Here is a 21164-nt window from a genome sequence, read left to right on the forward strand (position 1 = left end):
ACCAGCCGCAAAACTGCGGCCCGATCCGGGGCATGTGCATATATTCAAAGCTAAAGATTTTGCTTAGGTGAAACTAGACGCCCTGGTCAAATCGGCCCTTAGGGACCGCCGACTGGGTCTTCCCGTTTCGGAGACTGCCCACTCTACCACAACTTCTGGGAGCTTGGTTCGCACTCTCCGTCTGGCTCCGGCCCGCTGGGCGGTCCGTGTTGGCCTGACTTGGAGAAAGTTACACGTGCCGGAACTGGAGGTCAAATCGGGGGTCCAACACCCGGCGCACACCAAGAAACCGCAGGTCAGGTCAGGTGCTCCAGCCCTACGAGCACGCTATCGCACCGCCGTTCCGCGCAACAGTGTGACCGCCATCACCCAAAAGAGAACCAAACGGCCGCCGCCCCAAAGCGGGACGACGGCCGTCGGATCGACGAAAACGCAGGTCAGAGCTGCACCTGCACGCCCGCGGTGTTGCGCTTGCCCCGCCGGAGCACCAGCCACTTGCCGTGCACGAGGTCCTCCTTGCCCGGAGTCCACTCCTCGTCGACGACCTTCACGTTGTTCACGTACGCGCCGCCCTCCTTCACCGTGCGGCGCGCGGCGCCCTTGCTCTCGGCCAGCCCGGAGCTCACGAGCAGGTCCACGATCGTCGGCGACTCCGACAGCACCGCGGTGCCGGTCGGGGCCTCGGCCATCGCCGCGTCGAGCGTGGACAGGTCGAGGCCCCCCAGCTCGCCGCGCCCGAACAGGGCCTGGCTCGCCGCGATGACCTGCTGCGTCTCGCGCTCCCCGTGCACCAGGTCGGTGAACTCCTGGGCCAGCCGCTTCTGCGCGGACCGCAGGTGCGGGCGTTCGGCGGTGTCCCGCTCCAGCTCCTCGATCTCCTCCTTGGACACGAAGGTGAACAGGCGCAGGTAGCGGACGACGTCGGCGTCGCCCACGTTCACGAAGTACTGGTACCAGGCGTACGGCGAGGTCATCTCCGGGTCGAGCCACACGCTGCCGCCGCCGGTGGACTTCCCGAACTTGCGGCCCTCCGCGTCGGTGACCAGCGGCGCGGTCAGCGCGTGCACCGACTTGCCGTCGACCTTCCTGACCAGGTCGACGCCGCCGAGGATGTTGCCCCACTGGTCCGACCCGCCGACCTGGAGCGAGGTGCCGTACGCGCGGTTGAGCTGGAGGTAGTCGTGCGACTGGAGCAGCAGGTAGCTGAACTCCGTGTACGACATCCCGTCGTTCTCCAGGCGCCGCTTCACGGTGTCGCGGCCGAGCATCATGTTGATCGAGAAGTGCTTGCCGACGTCGCGCAGGAAGTCCAGGACCGGCATCTGGGAGGTCCAGTCGAGGTTGTTCGCCACGATGGCACCGGTCGGGGTGTCGTCGAAGTCGACGAACCGCTCCAGTTGGCCGCGGATCCGGGTGGCCCACTCGACGACCGTGTCGAGCGTGTTCAGCGTCCGCTCGCCGTTGTCGCGCGGGTCGCCGATCATGCCGGTCGCGCTGCCCGACAGGACGATGGGCCGGTGGCCCGCCCGTTGGAACCGGCGGAGCAGCAGCAGCGGGACGAGGTTGCCCGCGTGCAGGCTCGGCGCGGTCGGGTCGAAGCCGCAATAGAGGGTGAGCGGGCCCGAGTCCAGGTCTTTCCGCAGTGCGTCGAGGTCGGTGGAATGCGCGATCAGGCCGCGCCAGGACAGCTCGTCAAGGATGTGCTCGCTCACGGGGGTCGATTCTCCCCTACCAGGTCGAGGGGGTTCACCGTGCAGTGCGGTTTGTGCCTGGCCCCGGAGGGGTAGTCGGGTCCTGGGGGTAACCGAGAGGACTCGACCGATGACGTATCCGGATCGTGAACCGCGGCGCCCGGCCGAGAGGCACCCGCAGGGCGGGTACTCCGTCGAGGAGCAGCGGACCGAGCAGATGCCCGCGCGCGACGTCCGGCGCGACGACTACCCGACGCAGGTGGGCGCGCCCGTCCCGCTCCAGGACGACCCGCGCCGCGAGAACGTGGTGCGGCGCGAGGAAGAGGTCGTGGAGCGTCCGCGCGACGACCACGCCCGCGTGAAGACCGTGATGGTGGTGTGCGCGGTCATCGACGTGGTGTGCCTGCTGTTCGCCATCGTGCTGGCGGTGCACATCTTCCTGGTGATCGGTGGCGCGAACGCGGCCAACGGCTTCGCGCAGATGATCGAGGGCTGGTCGGCGGCGGTGTCGCTGGGGCTGCGCGACCTGTTCACCCCGGAGAACCTCGGCGCGCGCACGCTGCTGAACGACGGGTTGGCCGCGGTCATCTGGCTGGTGCTGCGGGCCGTGCTCACGAACCTGATCACCCGGCTGGCGCTGCCGGTCGGCCAGCGCCGCGTCTGGTACCGCCGGACCGCCACCTACTAGGACGACCGTCGTGGGGGCGGCCCCGCCACTCACGCGGGGCCGCACGACCTCAGGGTGTCGTCGGGCGGCGCTTGGCGCCCTTGCGGAACGTGCTCACGGCGGGCGAGTCGGCCAGCCAGTACCGCCACGGCACCTCCATCGCGACCGTGATCCCCACGCGGGGGCCGGTCACGACCTCGGCGTCCGACACCGGGTCCCCGGCGTACAGCCGGACCGACGCCTTCGACGACGTCAGGTCGACGCCGTTGTGCGTGCGGTCGAGCCCGAGGACGCTGGTGAGCCGCGCGGGCCCCTTCGCGAGTTCGGCCTGGCCGCGTGCGGACGGGCGGCGGATGTGGGCCAGTTCCGAGCCCTTCACGACCTCACCCGCGCGGATCAGCACCGCGCCGGGCTCGCCGTCGGTCAGCGACACGACGTTGCAGCAGAAGTGCATGCCGTACACGAAGTAGACGTACAGGTGCCCGGCCGGACCGAACATCACCTCGTTGCGCGGGGTCTTGCCGCGGTGGCAGTGCGACGCCGGGTCGTCGAACCCCCGGTACGCCTCCACCTCCACGATCCGGACGCCCACGACGCCTTCGGGGGTCGTGCTCTCCAGGACGCAGCCGAGCAGGAGCCGCGCCGCGTCGACCGGTTCGACGGCGAGCTCCTGCTCGGTGAGCTGCCTACCTGGCACGGCCTGCCGTGAACCCCCGCGCGATCGACACGCGGTCGACCAGCCGCTTGAGCTGCTCGGCGACCCGGTCGGGCGCGGTGCCGCCGTGGCCGTCGCGGGACGCGATGGAGCCGTGCACGGTCAGCACGTCTCTGACAGCCGGTGTGAGGTGGGGCGACACGTCGGCGAACTCCTGGTCGGTCAGCTCGTCCAGTCCGACCCCGCGGCCCTCGGCCACGCGGACGCACTCGCCCGCCGCCTCGTGCGCGATCCGGAACGGCACGCCCTGGCGCACCAGCCACTCGGCGATGTCGGTGGCCAGGGTGAAGCCCAGCGGCGCGACCTCGGCCATGCGGTCGGTGTCGTACCGGATCGTCGAGAGCATCCCGGCGATGGCGGGGAGCAGGAGTTCGAGCTGCTCGACCGAGTCGAACAGCGGCTCCTTGTCCTCCTGGAGGTCGCGGTTGTAGGCCAGCGGCTGCGCCTTCAACGTGGCCAGCAGGCCGGTCAGGTTGCCGATCAGCCTGCCGGACTTGCCGCGGGTCAGCTCCGCGACGTCGGGGTTCTTCTTCTGCGGCATGATCGAGCTGCCGGTGGCCCACGCGTCGTCGAGCACGGCGAAGCCGAACTCCGACGTGGTCCAGATGATGACCTCCTCGGCGATCCGCGACAGGTTCACGCCGATCATGGCCAGCACGAACGCGATCTCGGCCGCGAAGTCGCGCGACGCCGTGCCGTCGATGGAGTTCTCCACCGGCCCGTCGAAGCCGAGTTCGGCCGCGACGGCCGCCGGGTCGAGCCCGAGCGACGAGCCCGCCAGCGCGCCGGAGCCGTAGGGCGACGACGCCGTCCGCCTGTCCCAGTCCTGGAGCCGCTCGATGTCGCGCAGCAGCGACTGCGCGTGGGCGAGCAGGTGGTGGGCGAGCAGCACGGGCTGCGCGGCCTGGAGGTGGGTGCGGCCGGGCATGACCGCGTTCGGGTGCGCCTGCGCCTGGCCGACGAGCGCGTCCACCACGTCGAGCACGCCGTCGCCGACCCGGCGGGCCGCGTCCCGCAGCCACATCCGGAACAGCGTGGCGACCTGGTCGTTGCGCGACCGGCCCGCGCGGAGCTTGCCGCCGAGTTCCGGGCCCGCGCGTTCGATCAGGCCGCGTTCGAGCGCCGTGTGCACGTCCTCGTCGGCGAGGACGGGCTCGAACGCGCCGGAGGCCGCGTCGGTCTCCAGCAGGTCGAGCGCCTCGATCATGCGGGTCAGCTCGTCGTCGGTGAGCAGCCCCGCCGCGCGCAGGACGCGCGCGTGGGCCCGCGAGCCCGCGATGTCATAAGGAGCCAGTCGCCAGTCGAAGTGCGTCGACGCCGACAGCAGCGCCATCGCCTCCGCGGGTCCCGATGCGAACCTTCCGCCCCACAGTGCGCTCACTTGTTCAAATCCCTCTTGCTCGGCAGATCCCACAACTGGTCGACGGTAGCGCCCTCGTCGTGGGTGTCCAGGGCGCGGTCTCCGATGGCCACGGGTTCACCCCATCGGCTCTGGGGTGCTCACGCAGTGTCCTCGTCCTGCTGGTGGCCTTCCGACAGCGACGCGATCCGTTCGGCCAGGTCCGCTCCGGTGAGCGGTTCGCGGGCCACGACGATGATCGTGTCGTCGCCCGCGATCGTGCCGACGATGTCGTTGAGCGCGGCCCGGTCCAGCGCGCTGGCCAGGAACTGGGCCGCGCCGGGCGGGGTGCGCAGCACGGCCAGGTTCCCCGAGTGGTCCACGGAGACCAGCAGTTCCCCGAGCACGCGGGCCAGGCGCGACGTGCCGCCCTGGACCCCGCGCACCGGGCTGCCGTCCTCGGGGATCACGTAGACCGGCGCTCCCCCGTCGGCTCCGCGGAGCTTGACCGCGCCGAGTTCGTCGAGGTCGCGCGACAGGGTCGCCTGGGTGACCTCTATGCCTTCCATGGCCAGGGTTTTCGCCAACTCGGACTGGCTTCGGATGGCCCTCTGCGAGACGAGTTCGACGATGCGGCCCTGACGCGCGGTCCTGGTCATGACCCCGAGTTCTCCAAAAGCCACACCAGCAGCGCCTTCTGGGCGTGCAGCCGGTTCTCGGCCTCGTCCCACACCGCGCTGTCCGGGCCGTCGAGCACCTCGTCGGTGATCTCCCAGCCGCGGTGCGCTGGCAGGCAGTGCAGGACCGTGGTCGTGACGCCCGTCGCGGCGACCAGCGCGGCGTTCACCTGGTACGGCCGGAACGGGCTGACGCGGTCGAGCCCGTCGTTCTCCTGGCCCATCGACGTCCACGTGTCGGTGACCAGCACGTCCGCGCCGTCGACGGCCTCGCGCGGGTCGGTGACCAGCTCGACCGAGCCGCCGGTCTCGGCGGCGCGCTTCTTCGCGTCCTCCAGGATCCAGGGCAGCGGCACGAACGACGGGGGCGCGGCGATGCGGATGTTCATGCCCGCCGTGGCGCCGCCGAGCAGCATCGAGTGCGACATGTTGTTCGCGCCGTCGCCGAGGTAGGTCGCGGTGAGGCCCGCGAGCTTCCCGTGCCTGCTGCGGATGGTCTGGAGGTCCGCGAGCACCTGGCACGGGTGGAACTCGTCGGTGAGCGCGTTGACGACCGGCACCCGCGACACGGACGCCATCGCCTCCATGCGCTTCTGCGCGAACGTCCGCCACACCACCGCGTCCACGTAGCCGGACAGGATGCGGGAGGTGTCCTCGATGGTCTCCTCGCGGCCGAGCTGCATGGAGCGGCCGTCGATGATGACCGGGTTGCCGCCGAGCTGCGCGATGCCGACCTCGAACGAGAGCCGGGTTCGGGTGGAGTTCTTCTCGAAGATCACGGCGACGGACTTGGGGCCCGCCAGCGGTTTCGCGGAGAACTGGTCGGCCTTGTAGGCGTCGGCCAGGTCGAGGACGGCGAGCTGCTCGTCGGGGTTCAGGTCGTCGTCGCGGAGGAAGTGCCTCGGGGTCATCACGGCTCCAGGAACGTCGGGAAGTCGGCGACGAGGCGAAGGGCGTCGGTCTCGTCGAGCACGAGCGGCGGGGCGAGGCGGATGACGTCGGGCTGGACGGCGTTGATCAGGTAACCGGCCCGCTGCGCGGCCGCGGCGGCCTTCGCCGAGACCGCCTCCCGCAGCGTGATGCCGAGCAGCAGGCCCGCTCCGCGCACCCCGGAGACGAGCGGGTGGTTCAGCGCCTCGATGCCGGTGGCGATCTCCTTGCCGAGCGTCGAGGCGTGTTCGAGCAGTCCTTCGGAGACGATGGTGTCCAGCACCGCGAGCGCGGCGGCGCAGCTCACCGGGTTGCCGCCGAACGTCGTGCCGTGCTGGCCGGGTTCGAGCAGCGCCGCCGTGTCGCCGACCGCGACGCACGCGCCGAGCGGGAGTCCGCCGCCCAGCCCCTTGGCCAGGGTGAACACGTCCGGCACGACGCCTGCCTGCTGGAACGCGAACCAGGTGCCGAGGCGGCCGATGCCGGTCTGCACCTCGTCCAGCACCAGCAGCGCGCCGTGCGCGGAGGTGATCTCGCGGGCAGCCTGGAGGTACCCGGCGGGCGGGACGACGACGCCGTTCTCGCCCTGGATCGGTTCGACGAAGAACGCGGCGGTCTCGTCGTCGACGGCGGCTTCCAGCGCGGCGACGTCACCGAACGGGATGTGCGTGACGCCGGGGACCAGCGGTTCGAACGGGGTGCGCTTCGGCGGCTGGCCGGTGAGGGCGAGCGCGCCCATCGTGCGGCCGTGGAACCCGCCGTCGGTGGCGACCACCTTGGTGCGGCCGGTCCGGCGGCTGATCTTGAACGCGGTCTCGTTCGCCTCGGCGCCGGAGTTGCAGAACAGCACCCGGCCACCACCGTCCACACCGGACAGTTCGAGCAGGCGTTCGGCCAGCGCCAGCGACGGCTGGTTGATGTAGAAGTTCGAGGTGTGGGACAGCTTGCCGATCTGCTCCGTCACCGCGGCGACGATCGCCGGGTGCGCGTGGCCGAGCGCGTTCACCGCGATGCCCGACAGCAGGTCGAGGTAGCGGTTGCCGTCGGTGTCCCAGACGAACGCGCCCTCGCCGCGGTCGAGCGTGATCTGCGGTGTCCCGTAGTTGTTCATCATCGCGGCCTGCCACCGCTGCTGGTCGTTCACGCTTCATCCCCCATGACCATCGTGCCGACACCGCTGGAGGTGAAGACCTCCAGCAGCACGGAGTGCTCCAGCCTGCCGTCGATGACGTGCGCCTGCGGGACCCCGCCGCGCACCGCCCGCAGGCAGGCCTCCATCTTCGGGACCATGCCGCTGTCCAGGTGCGGCAACATCTTCTCCAGTTCGTCCGCGCCCACCTCGTGCAGCAGCGACGACCTGTCCGGCCAGTCCGAGTACAGACCTTCGACGTCGGTCAGCACCACGAGCTTCTTGGCGTTCAGCGCGACGGCGAGCGCGCCCGCCGCGGTGTCCGCGTTCACGTTGTGCACCACGCCGTCGACGTCCGGCGCGACCGAGCTGACGACCGGGATCCGGCCCGCCCGCACGATGTCCAGCACCGCGTCCGGGTTCACGCCGACGATGTCGCCGACCAGGCCGATGTCCACCGGTTCACCGTCCACGATCGCCGGGCGGCGGCTCGCGGTGAACAGGTGCGCGTCCTCACCGGACATGCCGACCGCGTGCGGGCCGTGGGCGTTGATCAGGCCGACCAGCTCCCGGCCGACCTGGCCGACGAGGACCATGCGGACGACGTCCATCGCCTCCGGCGTGGTGACCCGCAGGCCGCCGCGGAACTCGCTCTCGATGCCCAGCTTCTTCAGCATCGCGCCGATCTGCGGGCCGCCGCCGTGCACGACGACCGGGTGCAGGCCCGCGAGCTTGAGGAACACCATGTCCTGCGCGAAGGCCTGCTTGAGCCGGTCGTCGATCATGGCGTTGCCGCCGTACTTCACGACCACGACCGCGTCGCGGAACCGCTGCAACCACGGCAGGGCCTCGACCAGGACGGCCGCCTTCTCCTGCGGGGTCCCGGTCACGAGGAGTACGCGCTGTTCTCTTCGACGTACTCGTGCGACAGGTCGGTGGTGAGGATCGTGGCCGTGCCGTCGCCGACGTTGAGGTCGATCACGATCTCGATCTCGCGGCCGGACAGGTCGGCGGCCGAGCGGTCCTCGGCCCTGGCGCCGTTGGAGAACAGCACGGCGCGGTTGATCGTGATGCCGAGCTTGTCCTGGTCGATCACGGCGTCCGCGCGGCCGAGCGCCATCGCGATGCGCCCCCAGTTGGGGTCGGAGCCGTACAGCGCGGTCTTGACCAGGTTGTCCTCGGCGACCGTGCGGCCGACCAGCACGGCCTCCGCCTCGGTCGCGGCGCCCCGCACGACGATCGAGACCTCCTTGGTGACGCCCTCGGCGTCGCCCTGGAGCTGCTTGACCAGGTCGCCCGCGACGGCGGTGAGCAGCGCGGTGAAGTCCTCGGCGGTGGGCGTCACGCCGGACGCGCCGGAGGCCAGCACCAGCACGGTGTCGTTGGTCGACGTGCCGCCGTCGACGTCGAGGCGGTCGAACGTGCGGCCGGTGGCCGAGCGCAGGGCCGCGTCGAGCGCGGGACCGTCGACCACGGCGTCGGTGGTGATCACCGAGAGCATCGTGGCCATGTTCGGGGCGAGCATGCCCGCGCCCTTCACGAAACCGCCGACCGACCAGCCGTCGGCGTGCGCCTCCCACGACTGCTTCGCCCGCGAGTCCGTGGTGAGCACGGCGGTCGCCGCGTTGAACCCGGCTTCGACGGTGTCGTCGAGCGCCTTGGCCGCACTGTCCACACCGGACCGGATCGCGTCCATCGGCAGCCGTTCGCCGATGAGACCGGTGGAGCAGACGGCCACCTCGATCGCGCCGCGGCCCAGCACCTCCGCGACCTTCTCCGCCGTGGCGTGGGTGTCCTGGAAGCCCTCGGGGCCGGTGCACGCGTTCGCGCCGCCGGAGTTGAGGACGACCGCCGCGAGCCTGCGCTCCTTGATCACCTGCTGCGACCACAGCACCGGGGCGGCCTTGACCTTGTTCGTGGTGAACACGCCCGCCGCCGAGTCGAGCGGACCGGTGTTCACCACCAGCGCCAGGTCCGGCGCACCGGTCGGCTTGATGCCCGCGGCGACGCCCGCCGCGGTGAAGCCCTTGGGCCCGGTAACACCCTTGTCGCGGATCATGGAGCCACTCCCACAGTGGACAGGCCGGTGGTTTCCGGCAGGCCGAGCGCCAGGTTCATGCACTGCACGGCGGCACCGGCGGTGCCCTTCGTCAGGTTGTCGATCGCCGCCACGACGACGAGGCGGTTCAGGTCCGGGTCCACCGCGACCTGCAACTGCACCGCGTTCGACCCGAGCACCGCGCCGGTCGTGGGCCACAGGCCCTCGGGCAGCAGGTGCACGAACGGCTCGTCCGCGTACGCCTTCTCGTAGACCGCCCGCACGTCCTGCGCCTCGGGCCTCAACTGGGCCGAGCAGGTGGCGAGGATGCCGCGCGGCAGCGGCGCGAGCACGGGGGTGAACGACACCCCGATGGGCCGGTCCGCGACGGCGCTGAGGTTCTGCACGATCTCGGGCGTGTGCCGGTGCGTGCCGCCGACGCCGTACGCGCTCAGCGACCCCATCACCTCGGAGCCCAGCAGGTTCGTCTTCGCGGCCTTGCCCGCGCCGGACGTGCCGGACACCGCGACGACCACCACCTCGGGCTCGACCAGGTCGGCCGCGACCACCGGGGCGAGCGCGAGCGACGACACGGTCGGGTAGCAGCCGGGGACGGCGACGCGCTTGGTCCCGACCAGCTTCTCCCGCTGGCCGGGGAGTTCCGGCAGGCCGTACGGCCAGTGGCCCGCGTGCTCCCCGCCGTACCAGCGCTCCCACGCCCACGCGTCCACCAGCCGGTGGTCCGCGCCGCAGTCGACGACGAGCACGTCGTCACCGAGCCGGGCCGCGATGTCGGCGGACTTGCCGTGGGGCAGCGCGAGGAACACCACGTCGTGGCCCGCCAGTACCTCGACGGTCGTGTCCTCCAGCACCCGGTCCGCCAGCGGCAGCAGGTGGGGTTGGTGGGCGAGCAGCGGGCTCCCCGCGTTGCCCCCCGCCGTCAGGGCGCCGATCTCCACGTCGGGGTGGGAGAGCAGGAGCCGGAGCACCTCGCCCCCCGCGTACCCGCTGGCTCCGGCGACCGCGATCCGCACTGTCATGCGGATAATTATGCATGGCAATGCAAACTTACTCAACCCTTGTTCACCCGTGCCGGGGTTACCCCAGCACACCCGCACGAAGGGCCGCGCGCAAGAGCAGGGCGGTGAAACCCGCGAAAACACCAGGTAGAACGCACGAGGGGCCGCGGTCGACCCGACCACGGCCCCACCAAGCACCCCGGATCAGCCCGGCTTCACCGCGACGAACTCACCGACGGTGAACACGCCAGCGGCGCGCGCGGCGTCGAGCGCCTTCTTGCCCTCCGCGAACACCTCGCTCTCCTGGCCCTCGTAGGAGTACCAGCCCTGGCCGTCCTCCGGCGGCGTGCTGCCCCAGCACTGCACGTCGGGGTAGAGGTCGACGGCCCGCTCCACGACGAGGCCCGCGTCCTCGATCATCCCGCGGTAGCCCTCGACCGTCCCGTGCCACGGGATCGAGATGTGGTGCTCGACCGGGCCCATCCACCGCGCGATCTGCTCGTCGGTCCGGTGCTCGCCGAACGGGCGCTGGAGCCAGTCCAGGCCGACCAGGCGCCCGCCGGGCTTGAGGATCCGCGCGGCGGCGCGGAAGAAGGCCGCCTTGTCGGGGAGGTGGCAGACCGACTCGTACCAGGTCACGGCGTCCAGGCAGCCGTCCGGCCACGCGGAGAGGGTGCGGTAGTCGTCGTCGCCGATCGTGTGGAACGTGACCTGCTCGCCGAGCCCCTGGTCACGGGCGTACTCGCGGGCCCGCTGGGACAGCCACTCGTTGTTGCTCACGCCGACGATGTGCGCCCCGCTGACCGACGCCATGTGGACCGTCGCGCCACCCACACCGGAGCCGAAGTCGAGCGCGAACCCGCCCGCGGCGAGACCGGCGTCCGCTACCAGGCGTTCCTCCAGTGCGCGCGCGGCCTCGGCGGGCGAGTGGCCCGCCTCCTCCGACGCCAGGTCGCCGTGGTGCCAGAACGGGCCCATCAGCGCTTCGTAGGCCGGTCCCGCCACGTCGTAGTAGGCCCGGACCCGCTGCTCTACATCTCCCACTTGCCACCCTCCTCGAAAGTCCGCCAGAGGGTCGCACCGGGTGCTTCTCGGCCGGTACCGCCGTCGGGACGGAAGATCGACTGCCGGACGGGACTTGCGTCACCCGCGGTTCGCCCTGCATCATGCTTTCACCAATTAAGTAGTGAAAGGGTCTTAGGTGATCGAGTTCCGGATCGACCGCCGCTCCGGGGTCGCCGCCTACCTGCAACTCGTGCACCAGACGAAGCAGGCGCTGCGGTTGGGCCTGCTCCGACCCGGCGATCGGTTGCCGACGGCCAAGGAGGTCATGACGGCGACCGCCATGAACCCCAACACGGTGCTCAAGGCGTACCGGGAGCTCGAACGCGAGGGGCTCGTCGAAGGCAGGCGGGGGCTGGGGACGTTCGTGATCGGGACGCTGGCGAGACCGGGCGCGAGCGACGACGGGCCGCTGCGCGAGGGGCTCGGGGCGTGGCTCGCGGAGGCCGAAGCGGGCGGGTTGGAGCGGGAAGACGTGGAGGCACTGGTGAAGGCCGTGCTGGACGAGCACTACGGGACGTGAGGAAGTTTCCATGGACGAGGGGTCGGCCGCGCTCGTCGCGGCCGGATTGGGCAAGCGCTACCGGCGGGGCTGGGCGCTGGAGGACTGCACGTTCACGTTGCCGTCAGGCCGGATCGCGGCGCTGGTAGGACCGAACGGCGCGGGCAAGTCGACGCTGATGTCGCTGGCCACCGGGCTGCTCCGGCCGACGGCGGGCAGCGTCGAGGTGCTCGGCAGGCCGGGGTTCCTGGCGCAGGGCAAACCGCTGTACCAGGGGTTCACCGTCCAGGAGATGCTGCGGGCGGGCCGGATGCTGAACCCGGACTGGGACGACGAGTACGCGCGGCGGCTGGTCGACGAGGCGCGGGTGCCGCTGGGGGCGCGGATCCGCACGCTGTCCGGCGGGCAGCGGACGCGGGTCGCGCTGGCCGTGACGCTCGGCCGCAGGCCGGAGGTCGTGCTGCTGGACGAGCCGCTGGCCGACCTGGACCCGCTGGCGCGCCAGGAGGTCATGCAGGCGCTGCTGTCGGAGGTCGCCGAGACCGGGACGACGGTGGTGCTGTCGTCGCACGTCATCGCGGACCTGGACGGGATCTGCGACCACCTGCTCCTGCTGTCCGACGGCCGGGTGCGGCTGGCGGGCGACGTGGAGGACCTGCTGGCCGAGCACCGGCTGCTGATCGGGCCGCGCTCGCTGGAGGTACCGCCGGAGTTCGTGGTGGAGCGGCGTGACGTGGAACGCCAGTCGACGGTGCTGGTGCGGGGACTGGCGGACCTGCCGGATGTGGAGGTGCTCGACCCCACCCTGGAGGAGTTGACGCTCGGCTACTTCCGGGCGGGACGCGCGGCGGCGGAACGGGGGGTGGCGGCGTGACCTGGGTGGCGTGGCGGCAGCAGCGGCTGCTGACGCTGGTGTCGTTGGGGCTGGTGGCGGTCGTGGCCGCCGGGATGGCCTGGCTGTGGGCCGACGTGTCCTCGGTGCTGCCGATGGACCTCGGACCGCTCGGCGAGCGGTACTCCGACTTCCTGTCCTACGTCCCGATGGTGATGCTGGTGCTTCCGGTGCTGCTGGGGATGTTCGCGGGAGCCCCGGTGTTCGCGCGGGAACTGGAGCAGGGGACGCACGTCTTCGGCCTGACCCAGTCCGTCGGCCGCGGCCGGTGGTGGGCGACGAAGCTGCTGGTGGCCGGGGTGCCGGTGACGGTCGCGATGACGCTGCTCGGCCTGCTCAACGCGAAAGCGCTGGGACCGTTGAGCTTCATCATGACCAGCAGGCTCCAGACGCCGATGTTCGAGAGCCAGGGGATCGTCCTCGGCATGTACACGGCGTTCGCGTTCGCGCTCGGCGCCACGGCGGGGCTGCTCGTGCGCGGCACCCTCGGCGCGATGGCGGTCACCATCGGCGGGTACCTCGCGCTCCTGGTCGTCGTCGGCAACGCGGCCCGACCGCACTACGCGACACCGGAGTTCACGGCGTCCGGCTCGGCCGACCCCGGCGTGTGGCGGGTGGAGATCGGCTACCTCGACGCGCTGGGCAAACCGATGAACTTCGCCGCGGGTGACTGCGGGCTGGACTCGTTCCCGAAGTGCATGGCGGACCAGGGGATCGCCAGCCAGTTCACCAGGTTCCACCCGGTGGAGCGGTTCTGGGACTTCCAGCTCCTGGAGAGCGGCATCTTCGTCCTCGCCGCCGCCGCGCTGCTCGGCGCGGGCGCGTGGGCGGTGCGCCGGATCCACTAGTCCGCCATGTCCACTATGGACACGGCGGCCGGTAGGGCAGGCCGGGGAAGTGCCGGGCCCACTGGTCGGCGCTGATCGGCGGGGCGGCGATCGAGCAGATCCGGTCCACCACCCGGTCGACGTCGAGTTCCCACATCCGCACGGTGTGGTCGCCTCCGGCCGAGGCGAGGGCCCGGCCGTCCGGGCTGAACGCGACGGCCCAGATCCGGTCGGAGTGGCCCTTGAGCACCAGCGGGTCGCGCGGGTCGGCCACGGTCCACACCCGGACCGTCTCGTCGTTGCCCGCGGTCGCCACCAGCCGGTGGTCGGCGCTGAACACGACCCGCTGCACCGGCCCCTGGTGCCCGGTCAGCGTCGTGAGCAGCGCGGGACGACGCGGGTCGGCGAGGCCCCACAGCTTCGCGGTGGCGTCGATGCTCGCCGTGGCGAGCACGGACCCGGCGAACGCCACGGCGGACACGGTGCCGCTGTGGCCGGTCAGCGGCGGCAGGGCCACCGGGTGGTCGGGGTCGGCGACGTCCCACAGGGCCACCTCCCAGTGGTCGGTGGCGACGGCGAGCGTGCGGCCGTCGCCGCTGATCGCCAGGTTCGAGAACTGGTCGTACGGGTTGCTGGTGACCGTGCTCCGCAGCCGCGGGCGCAGCGGGTCGGTCACGTCCCACAGCGCGACCAGCCCGTCGACGTTCGACGTCACCAGCAGCGAGCCGTCGGCGGTGAACGCGCCCGTCACCGCGCCGTCGGACTCGGCGGGCAGCGCGGTGGGCTCGGTCCCCCGCCACAGCCGGACGGGACCCTTGACGTCGCCGGTGACGAGGACGTCGCCGCGCGGCGAGTACTCCACGAAGCCGACCGGACCGGTGTGCGCGGGCAGTCGGGCGGTTTCGGCGGCGTGCAGCGGTTCCGGGCGCCACGTCCGCGCGGTCGCGTCCTCGGAGCCGGACGCCAGCGTGCGGCCGTCCGGGCTGAAGTCCAGCGACCACACCGCTCCCGTGTGCCGGGCGACGGCGAGGCCGCCGAGGTCCTCCAGCCGGACCACGCGGTCGTCGCTCGTGGTGGCGAGGGTCTTGCCGTCCGGGCTGAACGACGCCGACCAGACGGCGTCGGTGTGGCCGGTGAACGCCACCAGCTCGGAGGGCGCGCGGAGGTCTGCGACGTCCCACAGCCGCGCGGTCTTGTCGTCCGTGGCGGTGGCGAGCATCCGGTCGTCCGGGCTGAACGCGAGGCCGTGCACCATTCCCGCGAAGGCGCTGGTGGTCGAGAGCAGCACGGGCAGGCGCGGATCGGTGACGTCCCACAGCCTCGTCTTCCGGTCACCGCCGCCGGTGGCCAGCGTGCGGCCGTCGTGGCTGAACGCCACGGCGAGCCCTTCCGGCGGGGTGTCCACGATGGACAGTTGCAGGCCGTTGTCCATGTCCCACAGGCGGGTCGTGCCGTCCCAGCCCGCGGAGGCGAGGACCCGGCCGCTGATCGCCAGCCCGTGCACCAGCGCGGTGTGGCCTTCGAACGTCCGCAGGGGCGCCGGGTGGCGGGGTTCGGCCAGGTCCCACAGCCGGATCGTCCCGTCCTCGCCCGCCGTGGCGAGCGCCGCGCCGTCGGCCTGGAACGCCACGGCCTCGACGTGGCCCACGTGCGCGCCGATGACCGCCAGTTCCACCGGGGCGGACGGGGTGGCCACGTCCCACAGCCGCGCGGTGCCGTCGTAGCTCGCGGTCGCCAGCTTCGAGCCGTCCGGGCTGAACGAGATGGCGTGCACGGCGTCGCCGTGGCCGACGAGCCTGCCGAGTTCCCGCGGCCGGTGCACGTCGCGGACGTCCCAGAGCACCACGACCCGGTCGCGCGCCGCCGTCGCGAGCAGCGCGCCGCCGGGGTGGAAGACCGCCGCGGTGGTCGCCTCGCTGTGCGCGGTGATCCTGGTGGCGTAGGGAGCGGCGAACGTGCTGAGCAGGCTGTCGCGCGCCTCGGGCAGCGGCGCCAGCCGGTACGCGGCCAACCGCAACTGCGCCGCCAGCGCGGGATCGGTCTGGCCGAGCACGTCGGCGTCCGTGACCGCCTTGCGCGCCAACGTGACCGCGAGCTGCGCGTCCGCGTCGCCGCGGGCTCGGACGGCGACGACCGTGGCCGCGACGGCGACCACCAGCAGCACCGACAGCACCCCGACGAGCTGCCGCAGCCTGCGCGTCCGCCGCCGCGCGGTCTCCCGTTCCCCCGCCTCGGCGGCGACGCTCGCGTCGAGGAACGCCCGCTCCCGCTCGTTGAGCACACCCGGATCGCGCTGCGCCCAGTCCTTCGTGAGGGCCAGCGGAACGCCTCGGTAGAGCGAGCCCGCGTCCTTCCCGTGCGACTCCCACGCCTGTGCGGCCCCGGTCAGGTGCCGGTGCACCCGCAGGCCCGCGCGGTCCTCGGCGATCCACTCCACGAGTCGCGGCCACGACCGCAGCACCGCCTCGTGGCTCAGCTCGACCCCGTCGTCGTCCACGGTCAGCAGCCGGGCCCGCGCGAGGCGTTCCAGCACCACCGCGTGGTCGCCGTCCAACTCGGCCCGCCGGACCCGGCGCTTGGTGTCCTCCGTGCCGTCACCGGGTGCGATGAGCCGCAGGAACACCTGGCGCGCCAGGGTTCTGCGCTCCTCGTCGAACTCGGCGTAGACGTCTTCCGCCGACTTCGCGATGGCCCCGGCGATGCCGCCGGTCGCCTCGTAGCCCGCGAGGGTCAGCGTGTCGTCCTGGCGGCGGCGCCACGTCTCCAGCAGCGCGTGCGACAGGTGCGGGAGCACACCGGGTTCACCGGTCGCGTCGGCGACCAGCCTGGCCACCAGGTCCGCCTCCACGACGCAGCCCGCCTTGACCGAGGGCTGGGTGATCGCCCGCCGCAGGTCCTCCGTCGACATCGGCCCCACCAGGAGCTGGCCCGCCTCCACCGCCTCCGCCAGTTCGGGGTGGTCGGCGCAGCGACCGTAGAAGTCCGCCCGCAGCCCGAGCACGACCCGCGTGCGGTGCGGCAGCGCGACGAGCCCGGCGATGAACGCGGCCCGCTCCCCGTGGTCGCCGCAGAGCGTGAAGACCTCTTCGAACTGGTCGACCACCAGCAGCGTCGTCGACCTCAGGTCGTCGAGCTTCGCCAACGGGTGCGCGCCCGGCGTGATCAGCCTCGCCCGCCCACCAGCGGACGCCAGCAGGCCCGCGCGCAGCAGCGACGACTTGCCCGACCCGGACGCGCCTACCACCGCCACCAGACCGCGTTCGGCCAGCCGGTCCCCCAGCTTCTCCAGCAGCCGCTCCCGGCCGAAGAACCGGTCCGCGTCCTGCTCACCGAAGCTGGCGAGACCGACGTAGGGCGAGACCGACAGCCTCGACTCCGAGAGCGAACGCCACCGCCGCTCCCACTCCCCCTCGTCACCGCCGCAGCCGCGCACGTACGCGAGGAGCACCGGCAGGCTGGGCAGCCGCTGGCCCCTGGCGGCTTCGGCGAGCGTCGTCGGCGAGTAGTGCGTGGCGCGACCCAGTTCCCGGTAGCCGGGCGAGCCCGCTCGCTCCCGGAGCTTCCTCAGGTCGAACGCGAAGTGCTGGACCGGCCCGGCGTGCGGATCCACCGGACTCTCAGGACGCGGCATGATCCCCTCCCCCGGCGGTGATCGTACCGAGAGCACCTGGGAGCACGACTTGACCTTGTCGCGGGGTAGGGGTTTGTACTGGGTGCCATGCGAATCGGGGAGCTCGCCGCACTGGCCGGGGTGACGACGCGGGCGGTGCGCCACTACCACCGGCGGGGTCTGCTGCCGGAACCGCCGCGGCGCGCCAACGGCTACCGCGTCTACGGACTGCGCGACGCGCTCGTCCTGGCCCGCGTCCGACGGCTCTCCGAACTCGGTCTCAGCCTGGACGAGGTGCGCGACGTCCTCGCCGACGGCACCGGCCGCGACTTCCACGAGATCCTCCTCGAACTCGACGACGACCTGACCCGCCAGGAAACCCGGATCCGGGACCGCCGGGCCAGGTTGGCGGCGCTGCTGCGGGGCGTCCCGACCGGCGAGGACCCGCTGTCCGCCGACCTGGCCGCGCTGCTGGAGGCCATCGGCCACCAGCCGGGGTCGACGGCGGCGAAGGAGCGGGAACTGCTCGCGCTGCTCGACACCAGCCCGGACCGCGACCGCGTGCTGGCCGTCCTCCGCCCGCTCGCCGACGACCCGGCGGCCGTCGAGCGGGGTTCGGCGCTGAACCGGGAACTGGACGCGCTGGTCGACGCGGAGGTCGACGACCCCCGCGTCGGGCCGTTGGCCGCCGCGCTGGCCGAGAGCCTGCCCGCCGGGTTGGTGTCCGGCGAGGTCGAGGGCGGGTCGTTCGGCGAAGCGGTGCTGGAGTCGATGGCGCCCGCGCAGGCCGAGGTCGTCCGGCGTGCCCTCCGCCTGGTGGCACGGCGGTGAAGAGCCTGCTGCTGTGGGTGCGACGCGGGCGGGTGGGAGTGGGGCCGGACGACGTCGCGCTCGGTCACGCGGCCGAGCGGGTGCCGCTGATGATCGCGATGGCCTGCCTGCTCGCGCTGGAGACGGCGGTGGTGGGGCTGCTGGTGCCGTGGCCGGTGGTGCACGTGCTCGACGTCTGCGCGGTGCTCCAGGTGCTGGTGCTCCTGGCCAGGGCGGTGACCCGGCCGCACGTCCTGCGCGCCGACTCGCTGGTGCTGCGGGACGGCGGCGCGTTCGAGGTCGTCGTGCCGCTGCGGCTGGTGGCCGCCGTCCGGGTGCGGCGGGAGCACCACACCGGGTTCCGGGCCGTGCGGCGGGACGGCACCGAGGTGGTGGTCGTCGCCGGTGACCGGACGACCGTGCGGCTCGACCTGGCCGAGCCGCTGGACGTGCCGCTGCCGGGCGGTGCCCGGTGCGCCGCCACGGCGCTGCGCTTCCACGCCGACGACCCCGCGGCGGCGGTGACGGCGATCAGCGCCCGGTGCCCGCGGATCAGCGCTTGCGGGCGAGCGTGACGCCGTCGCGCAGGGGCAGCATGACCGAGTCGACCCGCTCGTCGCCGACGACGATGTCGTTCATCCGGCGCATCACGACGTCCGACTCGTCCTGGAACGAGTCGTCCAGGACGCGGCCGCCGCGCAGCACGTTGTCCAGCGCGATCAGGCCGCCGGGCCGCAGGCGCGTGACCAGTTCCTCGTAGTAGTCGGGGTAGCCGACCTTGTCGGCGTCGATGAACGCGAAGTCGACCACCTCGTCCCGCGGGAGCGAGCGCAGCGTCTCCAGCGCAGGGGCCAGCCGGAGTTCGATCCGGTCCGCGACACCCGCGCGGTCCCAGTAGCGGCGGGCGATCGACGTCCACTCCTCGCTGACGTCGCACGCCAGCAGGTGGCCGTCGGTGGGGAGGCCGCGGGCGACGCAGATCGACGAGTACCCGGTGAACACGCCGACCTCGACGGCGCGGCGGGCGCCGATGAGCCGGACCAGCATGGTGAGGAACTCACCCTCGTCGTGCGAGATCTGCATCCCGGCCGAGCCTCCGGTAGCCGCGCGGGTCTCCTCCGCGAGGTCGCGCAGGACGTCGTCGGCGGGCGTGCAGTGGGCCAGCAGGTAGTCGCTCACGGCGGGGTTGATCAGGTCCATGACGCCAAAGTAGCGGGCTTCGCCTACCTTGACCGGCATGGATCTGGTCGGCGCGGCGCGAGCCGGACTGGTTCGGGTCGCGGCCCCGGCGAAGGCCGAGGACATGCGCCGGTACATGAAGTCCGAACTCCCGTTCCGCGGGGTCGCGAAGCCCGAGCGGTCGAAGCTGGCGAAGGCGCTGTTCGCCGCGCACCCGCTGCCGGACGCCGACACGTGGGTCGCGACGGTGCTGGAACTGTGGCGCGGCGCCGGGTACCGCGAGGAGCGCTACCTGGCGCTGGACCTGCTCGGCGCCTACCCGAGGTGGTGGAGCACGAGCCTGCTGCCGCTGTACGACGAACTGGTCGTCACCGGCGCCTGGTGGGACTTCGTCGACGAGATCGCGAGCAGGCGCGTCGGCCCCCTGCTGCGCTCCGACCCGGACGTCGTCGCCCCGCTGATGCGGACGTGGGCGCGCGACGACGACCGGTGGCGGCGGCGCACGTCGGTGATCTGCCAACTGGGCTCGAAAGCCGCGACGGACACCGACCTGCTGGCGGAGTGCGTCGAGGCGAACCTGGCCGACCCGGACTTCTTCCTGCGCAAGGGCATCGGCTGGGCCCTCCGCGAACACGCGAAGACCGACCCCGACTGGGTGCGGACGTTCGTGGACACCCACCCGGCGCTGTCGCCGCTGTCCCGGCGGGAAGCACTGAAGCACCTCGGCTGACCCTACGGTCGCAGCCGGTAGACAATCTGATGCGTACTGTATTCAGTAGACGTTGTGCGGTCCCGCTCCACCACCGTCACCGCGAGCACGTCGTCCCGCAGCTCCAGCCTCGCCGTGAACCGCCAGGACTCGTCCCCCACGTCCAGCACCTCGGCCAGCACGGTCCCGCGCAGGTCGCGGTCCACGGCCACCAGCGCGCCGCCGTCGAACACGACGACCGTCCCGTCCGGCAGCACCACGGGAGCCGCGACCTGGCCGTGCCGCAACGGGTGACCGCGCTCGACCGCGCCACCGGGCAGCAGCCGCACCACGGCGGACCGCGTCGGCTGACGCCGGTCGCACTCCACCACCCGCACGTCGTCGTCAGCGCCGACCACGTAGTGGCCGAACCCGCGCCACGCCGTCACCAGTGAGCCGTCGCGGTCGTGCAGCCAGGTGTCGAAGACGTCGTACCCCTCCAGCCCCAGCAGGAACCGACCACCGGACAGGGCCGCACCGCGCTCGCCGCGCAGTTCGGCGATCCGAGCCCCGGTGCGCAGGTCCAGCAGCAGCGCGGGCCCGAGGACGCCCCACTCGTGGTACTCCAGCGAGTCCGTCAGCACCAGCACCCGGTCCGCGCTCACGTGCGCCGCCCGCGGCTTGGCCCCGCACTCGTGCCGCCACCCCGCGGCCACCAGCGCGGTCACGTCGGCGGAGAAGGGCTCCAGCGCGTCCCGCGAGAAGGACGAACTCCCCGCGAACGTCGTGCGGTCGACCGGTTCGACGGTCCAGCGGGTCAATCTCAGCCCCTGGTCGCGTGACCCGAGTAGGTCAGCGGGAACACGAGGTCCTTGCACGCGGCGGGCACGTCGTGCGCCACCTGCACGACCATCCGGACCTCGATCTCGCCCGCAGGCGGGATGATCACGGGGGTGTCCATCGGCACCACGCTGAGCAGGCCGGACGGGCAGCCGTCGACCTTGTTGCGCGCCGAGTCGACCGGCTGGCCGGGGATGGCGGACAGCTTCACCACGATGATGTCGACGGCGTTCGGGTTGGACAGCCGGACCTGCCGGACGCCCTCGGTGCCGGGCGACAGCTCCACGGCCGCACCGGACACGTCGTTGATCTCGAACGGCTTGAGGTCCGAGACACCGGCCTCGCCCGCGCTCACGGAGTACGCCATCGCGGGGAGCTGGGGGTCCGGCCAGGTCAGGTGCATGGCGGCGACGACGGCCGCGCCGACACCCAGAATGGTCGTGGCGACGGCGACTTCCATTCGCGGGCCCAGACTTCGCATGGCGCAACTCCACAGGCCGTTGCTCCAGGCGGTGGGTTCGCCGCTAGCTCCCTACCGGACCGGCGACC

The 21164-nt window shown here is 72.1% G+C and carries 21 protein-coding genes; 7 read left to right on the forward strand and 14 right to left on the reverse strand.

Annotated elements, in window-relative coordinates; all coding sequences use genetic code 11:
• Positions 1–437 precede the first annotated feature (437 nt).
• On the reverse strand, positions 438–1712 hold the full coding sequence (tyrS, locus tag NZH93_RS44775; RefSeq protein ID WP_259629447.1) for a tyrosine--tRNA ligase: 1275 nt from the start codon (positions 1710–1712) through the stop codon (positions 438–440).
• A 109-nt stretch (positions 1713–1821) separates the two neighbouring features.
• Between tyrS and NZH93_RS44780 the strand changes: the two genes are divergently transcribed.
• Positions 1822–2379 (forward strand): hypothetical protein, encoded by a 558-nt coding sequence (locus tag NZH93_RS44780; RefSeq protein ID WP_259629448.1) that lies wholly within the window; start codon positions 1822–1824, stop codon positions 2377–2379.
• Positions 2380–2428: 49 nt separating this feature from the next.
• Here NZH93_RS44780 and NZH93_RS44785 read toward each other — a convergent pair whose 3' ends face one another.
• The 9 genes from NZH93_RS44785 to NZH93_RS44825 form a co-directional block, all read right to left on the reverse strand.
• Positions 2429–3055, reverse strand: a complete 627-nt coding sequence (locus NZH93_RS44785; protein ID WP_259629449.1) for a DNA-3-methyladenine glycosylase — start codon at positions 3053–3055, stop codon at positions 2429–2431.
• Positions 3045–4406 carry an argininosuccinate lyase gene (gene argH, locus NZH93_RS44790; RefSeq protein WP_372506998.1) on the reverse strand — a complete coding sequence of 454 codons (1362 nt, stop codon included), beginning with the start codon at positions 4404–4406 and terminating at the stop codon, positions 3045–3047. Before argH ends, NZH93_RS44785 begins: the two co-directional genes overlap by 11 nt.
• A gap of 167 nt (positions 4407–4573) precedes the next feature.
• Positions 4574–5071 (reverse strand): arginine repressor, encoded by a 498-nt coding sequence (locus NZH93_RS44795; protein ID WP_259629451.1) that lies wholly within the window; start codon positions 5069–5071, stop codon positions 4574–4576.
• Positions 5068–6000 (reverse strand): ornithine carbamoyltransferase, encoded by a 933-nt coding sequence (gene argF / locus NZH93_RS44800; RefSeq protein ID WP_259629452.1) that lies wholly within the window; start codon positions 5998–6000, stop codon positions 5068–5070. The genes NZH93_RS44795 and argF overlap by 4 nt, the downstream gene beginning before the upstream one ends.
• Positions 6000–7163, reverse strand: coding sequence for an acetylornithine transaminase (locus NZH93_RS44805; protein WP_259629453.1), 1164 nt, complete (start codon positions 7161–7163; stop codon positions 6000–6002). Before NZH93_RS44805 ends, argF begins: the two co-directional genes overlap by 1 nt.
• Entirely contained in the window at positions 7160–8038 is an 879-nt protein-coding gene (gene argB / locus NZH93_RS44810; protein WP_259629454.1) for an acetylglutamate kinase, read from the reverse strand. Before argB ends, NZH93_RS44805 begins: the two co-directional genes overlap by 4 nt.
• Positions 8035–9207 carry a bifunctional glutamate N-acetyltransferase/amino-acid acetyltransferase ArgJ gene (argJ, locus tag NZH93_RS44815; protein ID WP_259629455.1) on the reverse strand — a complete coding sequence of 391 codons (1173 nt, stop codon included), beginning with the start codon at positions 9205–9207 and terminating at the stop codon, positions 8035–8037. The genes argB and argJ overlap by 4 nt, the downstream gene beginning before the upstream one ends.
• On the reverse strand, positions 9204–10226 hold the full coding sequence (argC, locus tag NZH93_RS44820) for an N-acetyl-gamma-glutamyl-phosphate reductase (RefSeq protein ID WP_259629456.1): 1023 nt from the start codon (positions 10224–10226) through the stop codon (positions 9204–9206). The genes argJ and argC overlap by 4 nt, the downstream gene beginning before the upstream one ends.
• A 183-nt stretch (positions 10227–10409) precedes the next feature.
• Complete coding sequence (locus tag NZH93_RS44825; protein ID WP_259629457.1) at positions 10410–11249, reverse strand: SAM-dependent methyltransferase; 840 nt, start codon at positions 11247–11249, stop codon at positions 10410–10412.
• A 157-nt stretch (positions 11250–11406) separates the two neighbouring features.
• Here NZH93_RS44825 and NZH93_RS44830 point away from each other — a divergent pair, with 157 nt between their 5' ends.
• Genes NZH93_RS44830 through NZH93_RS44840 form a run of 3 tightly spaced genes read left to right on the forward strand, consistent with a single transcriptional unit; the run spans position 11407 to position 13509 of the window.
• Positions 11407–11790, forward strand: a complete 384-nt coding sequence (locus tag NZH93_RS44830; RefSeq protein WP_259629458.1) for a GntR family transcriptional regulator — start codon at positions 11407–11409, stop codon at positions 11788–11790.
• Between the two features lie 10 nt (positions 11791–11800).
• Positions 11801–12643 carry an ABC transporter ATP-binding protein gene (locus NZH93_RS44835; RefSeq protein ID WP_259629459.1) on the forward strand — a complete coding sequence of 281 codons (843 nt, stop codon included), beginning with the start codon at positions 11801–11803 and terminating at the stop codon, positions 12641–12643.
• Positions 12640–13509 (forward strand): ABC-2 membrane transporter-related protein, encoded by an 870-nt coding sequence (locus NZH93_RS44840; RefSeq protein WP_259629460.1) that lies wholly within the window; start codon positions 12640–12642, stop codon positions 13507–13509. The genes NZH93_RS44835 and NZH93_RS44840 overlap by 4 nt, the downstream gene beginning before the upstream one ends.
• Positions 13510–13522: 13 nt before the next feature.
• On the opposite strand, the gene NZH93_RS44845 is transcribed toward NZH93_RS44840, so the two are convergent.
• Positions 13523–17119, reverse strand: a complete 3597-nt coding sequence (locus tag NZH93_RS44845; RefSeq protein WP_259629461.1) for an nSTAND1 domain-containing NTPase — start codon at positions 17117–17119, stop codon at positions 13523–13525.
• 87 nt (positions 17120–17206) lie between these two features.
• Between NZH93_RS44845 and NZH93_RS44850 the strand changes: the two genes are divergently transcribed.
• Together NZH93_RS44850 and NZH93_RS44855 are read left to right on the forward strand one after the other, a co-directional pair.
• Complete coding sequence (locus NZH93_RS44850; RefSeq protein WP_259629462.1) at positions 17207–17929, forward strand: MerR family transcriptional regulator; 723 nt, start codon at positions 17207–17209, stop codon at positions 17927–17929.
• Positions 17926–18483 (forward strand): hypothetical protein, encoded by a 558-nt coding sequence (locus NZH93_RS44855; protein WP_259629463.1) that lies wholly within the window; start codon positions 17926–17928, stop codon positions 18481–18483. The genes NZH93_RS44850 and NZH93_RS44855 overlap by 4 nt, the downstream gene beginning before the upstream one ends.
• Here NZH93_RS44855 and NZH93_RS44860 read toward each other — a convergent pair.
• Positions 18461–19108, reverse strand: a complete 648-nt coding sequence (locus NZH93_RS44860; protein ID WP_259629464.1) for an O-methyltransferase — start codon at positions 19106–19108, stop codon at positions 18461–18463. The two genes, NZH93_RS44855 and NZH93_RS44860, sit on opposite strands and share 23 nt — an antisense overlap.
• Before the next feature lie 37 nt (positions 19109–19145).
• On the opposite strand from NZH93_RS44860, the gene NZH93_RS44865 reads away from it, so the two are divergent.
• Positions 19146–19817 (forward strand): DNA alkylation repair protein, encoded by a 672-nt coding sequence (locus NZH93_RS44865; RefSeq protein ID WP_259629465.1) that lies wholly within the window; start codon positions 19146–19148, stop codon positions 19815–19817.
• Between the two features lie 2 nt (positions 19818–19819).
• Here NZH93_RS44865 and NZH93_RS44870 read toward each other — a convergent pair whose 3' ends face one another.
• Complete coding sequence (locus tag NZH93_RS44870; RefSeq protein ID WP_259629466.1) at positions 19820–20596, reverse strand: hypothetical protein; 777 nt, start codon at positions 20594–20596, stop codon at positions 19820–19822.
• Between the two features lie 2 nt (positions 20597–20598).
• Positions 20599–21096, reverse strand: coding sequence for a hypothetical protein (locus NZH93_RS44875; RefSeq protein ID WP_259629467.1), 498 nt, complete (start codon positions 21094–21096; stop codon positions 20599–20601).
• Positions 21097–21164 lie beyond the last annotated feature (68 nt).

This window comes from Umezawaea endophytica (assembly GCF_025061645.1).
In the GTDB taxonomy this organism is placed as follows: domain Bacteria; phylum Actinomycetota; class Actinomycetes; order Mycobacteriales; family Pseudonocardiaceae; genus Umezawaea; species Umezawaea endophytica.

What these genes read in the sequence shown, in the direction of transcription:
- NZH93_RS44795 (WP_259629451.1), bottom strand. Translation starts at nt 5,071, where the DNA reads ATGACCAGGACCGCGCGTCAGGGCCGCATCGTCGAACTCGTCTCGCAG.
- NZH93_RS44845 (WP_259629461.1), bottom strand. Translation starts at nt 17,119, where the DNA reads ATGCCGCGTCCTGAGAGTCCGGTGGATCCGCACGCCGGGCCGGTCCAG.
- NZH93_RS44780 (WP_259629448.1), top strand. Translation starts at nt 1,822, where the DNA reads ATGACGTATCCGGATCGTGAACCGCGGCGCCCGGCCGAGAGGCACCCG.
- NZH93_RS44835 (WP_259629459.1), top strand. Translation starts at nt 11,801, where the DNA reads ATGGACGAGGGGTCGGCCGCGCTCGTCGCGGCCGGATTGGGCAAGCGC.
- NZH93_RS44865 (WP_259629465.1), top strand. Translation starts at nt 19,146, where the DNA reads ATGGATCTGGTCGGCGCGGCGCGAGCCGGACTGGTTCGGGTCGCGGCC.
- NZH93_RS44850 (WP_259629462.1), top strand. Translation starts at nt 17,207, where the DNA reads ATGCGAATCGGGGAGCTCGCCGCACTGGCCGGGGTGACGACGCGGGCG.
- argH (WP_372506998.1), bottom strand. Translation starts at nt 4,406, where the DNA reads ATGGCGCTGCTGTCGGCGTCGACGCACTTCGACTGGCGACTGGCTCCT.
- NZH93_RS44875 (WP_259629467.1), bottom strand. Translation starts at nt 21,096, where the DNA reads ATGCGAAGTCTGGGCCCGCGAATGGAAGTCGCCGTCGCCACGACCATT.
- argC (WP_259629456.1), bottom strand. Translation starts at nt 10,226, where the DNA reads ATGACAGTGCGGATCGCGGTCGCCGGAGCCAGCGGGTACGCGGGGGGC.
- argF (WP_259629452.1), bottom strand. Translation starts at nt 6,000, where the DNA reads ATGACCCCGAGGCACTTCCTCCGCGACGACGACCTGAACCCCGACGAG.
- argJ (WP_259629455.1), bottom strand. Translation starts at nt 9,207, where the DNA reads ATGATCCGCGACAAGGGTGTTACCGGGCCCAAGGGCTTCACCGCGGCG.
- NZH93_RS44860 (WP_259629464.1), bottom strand. Translation starts at nt 19,108, where the DNA reads ATGGACCTGATCAACCCCGCCGTGAGCGACTACCTGCTGGCCCACTGC.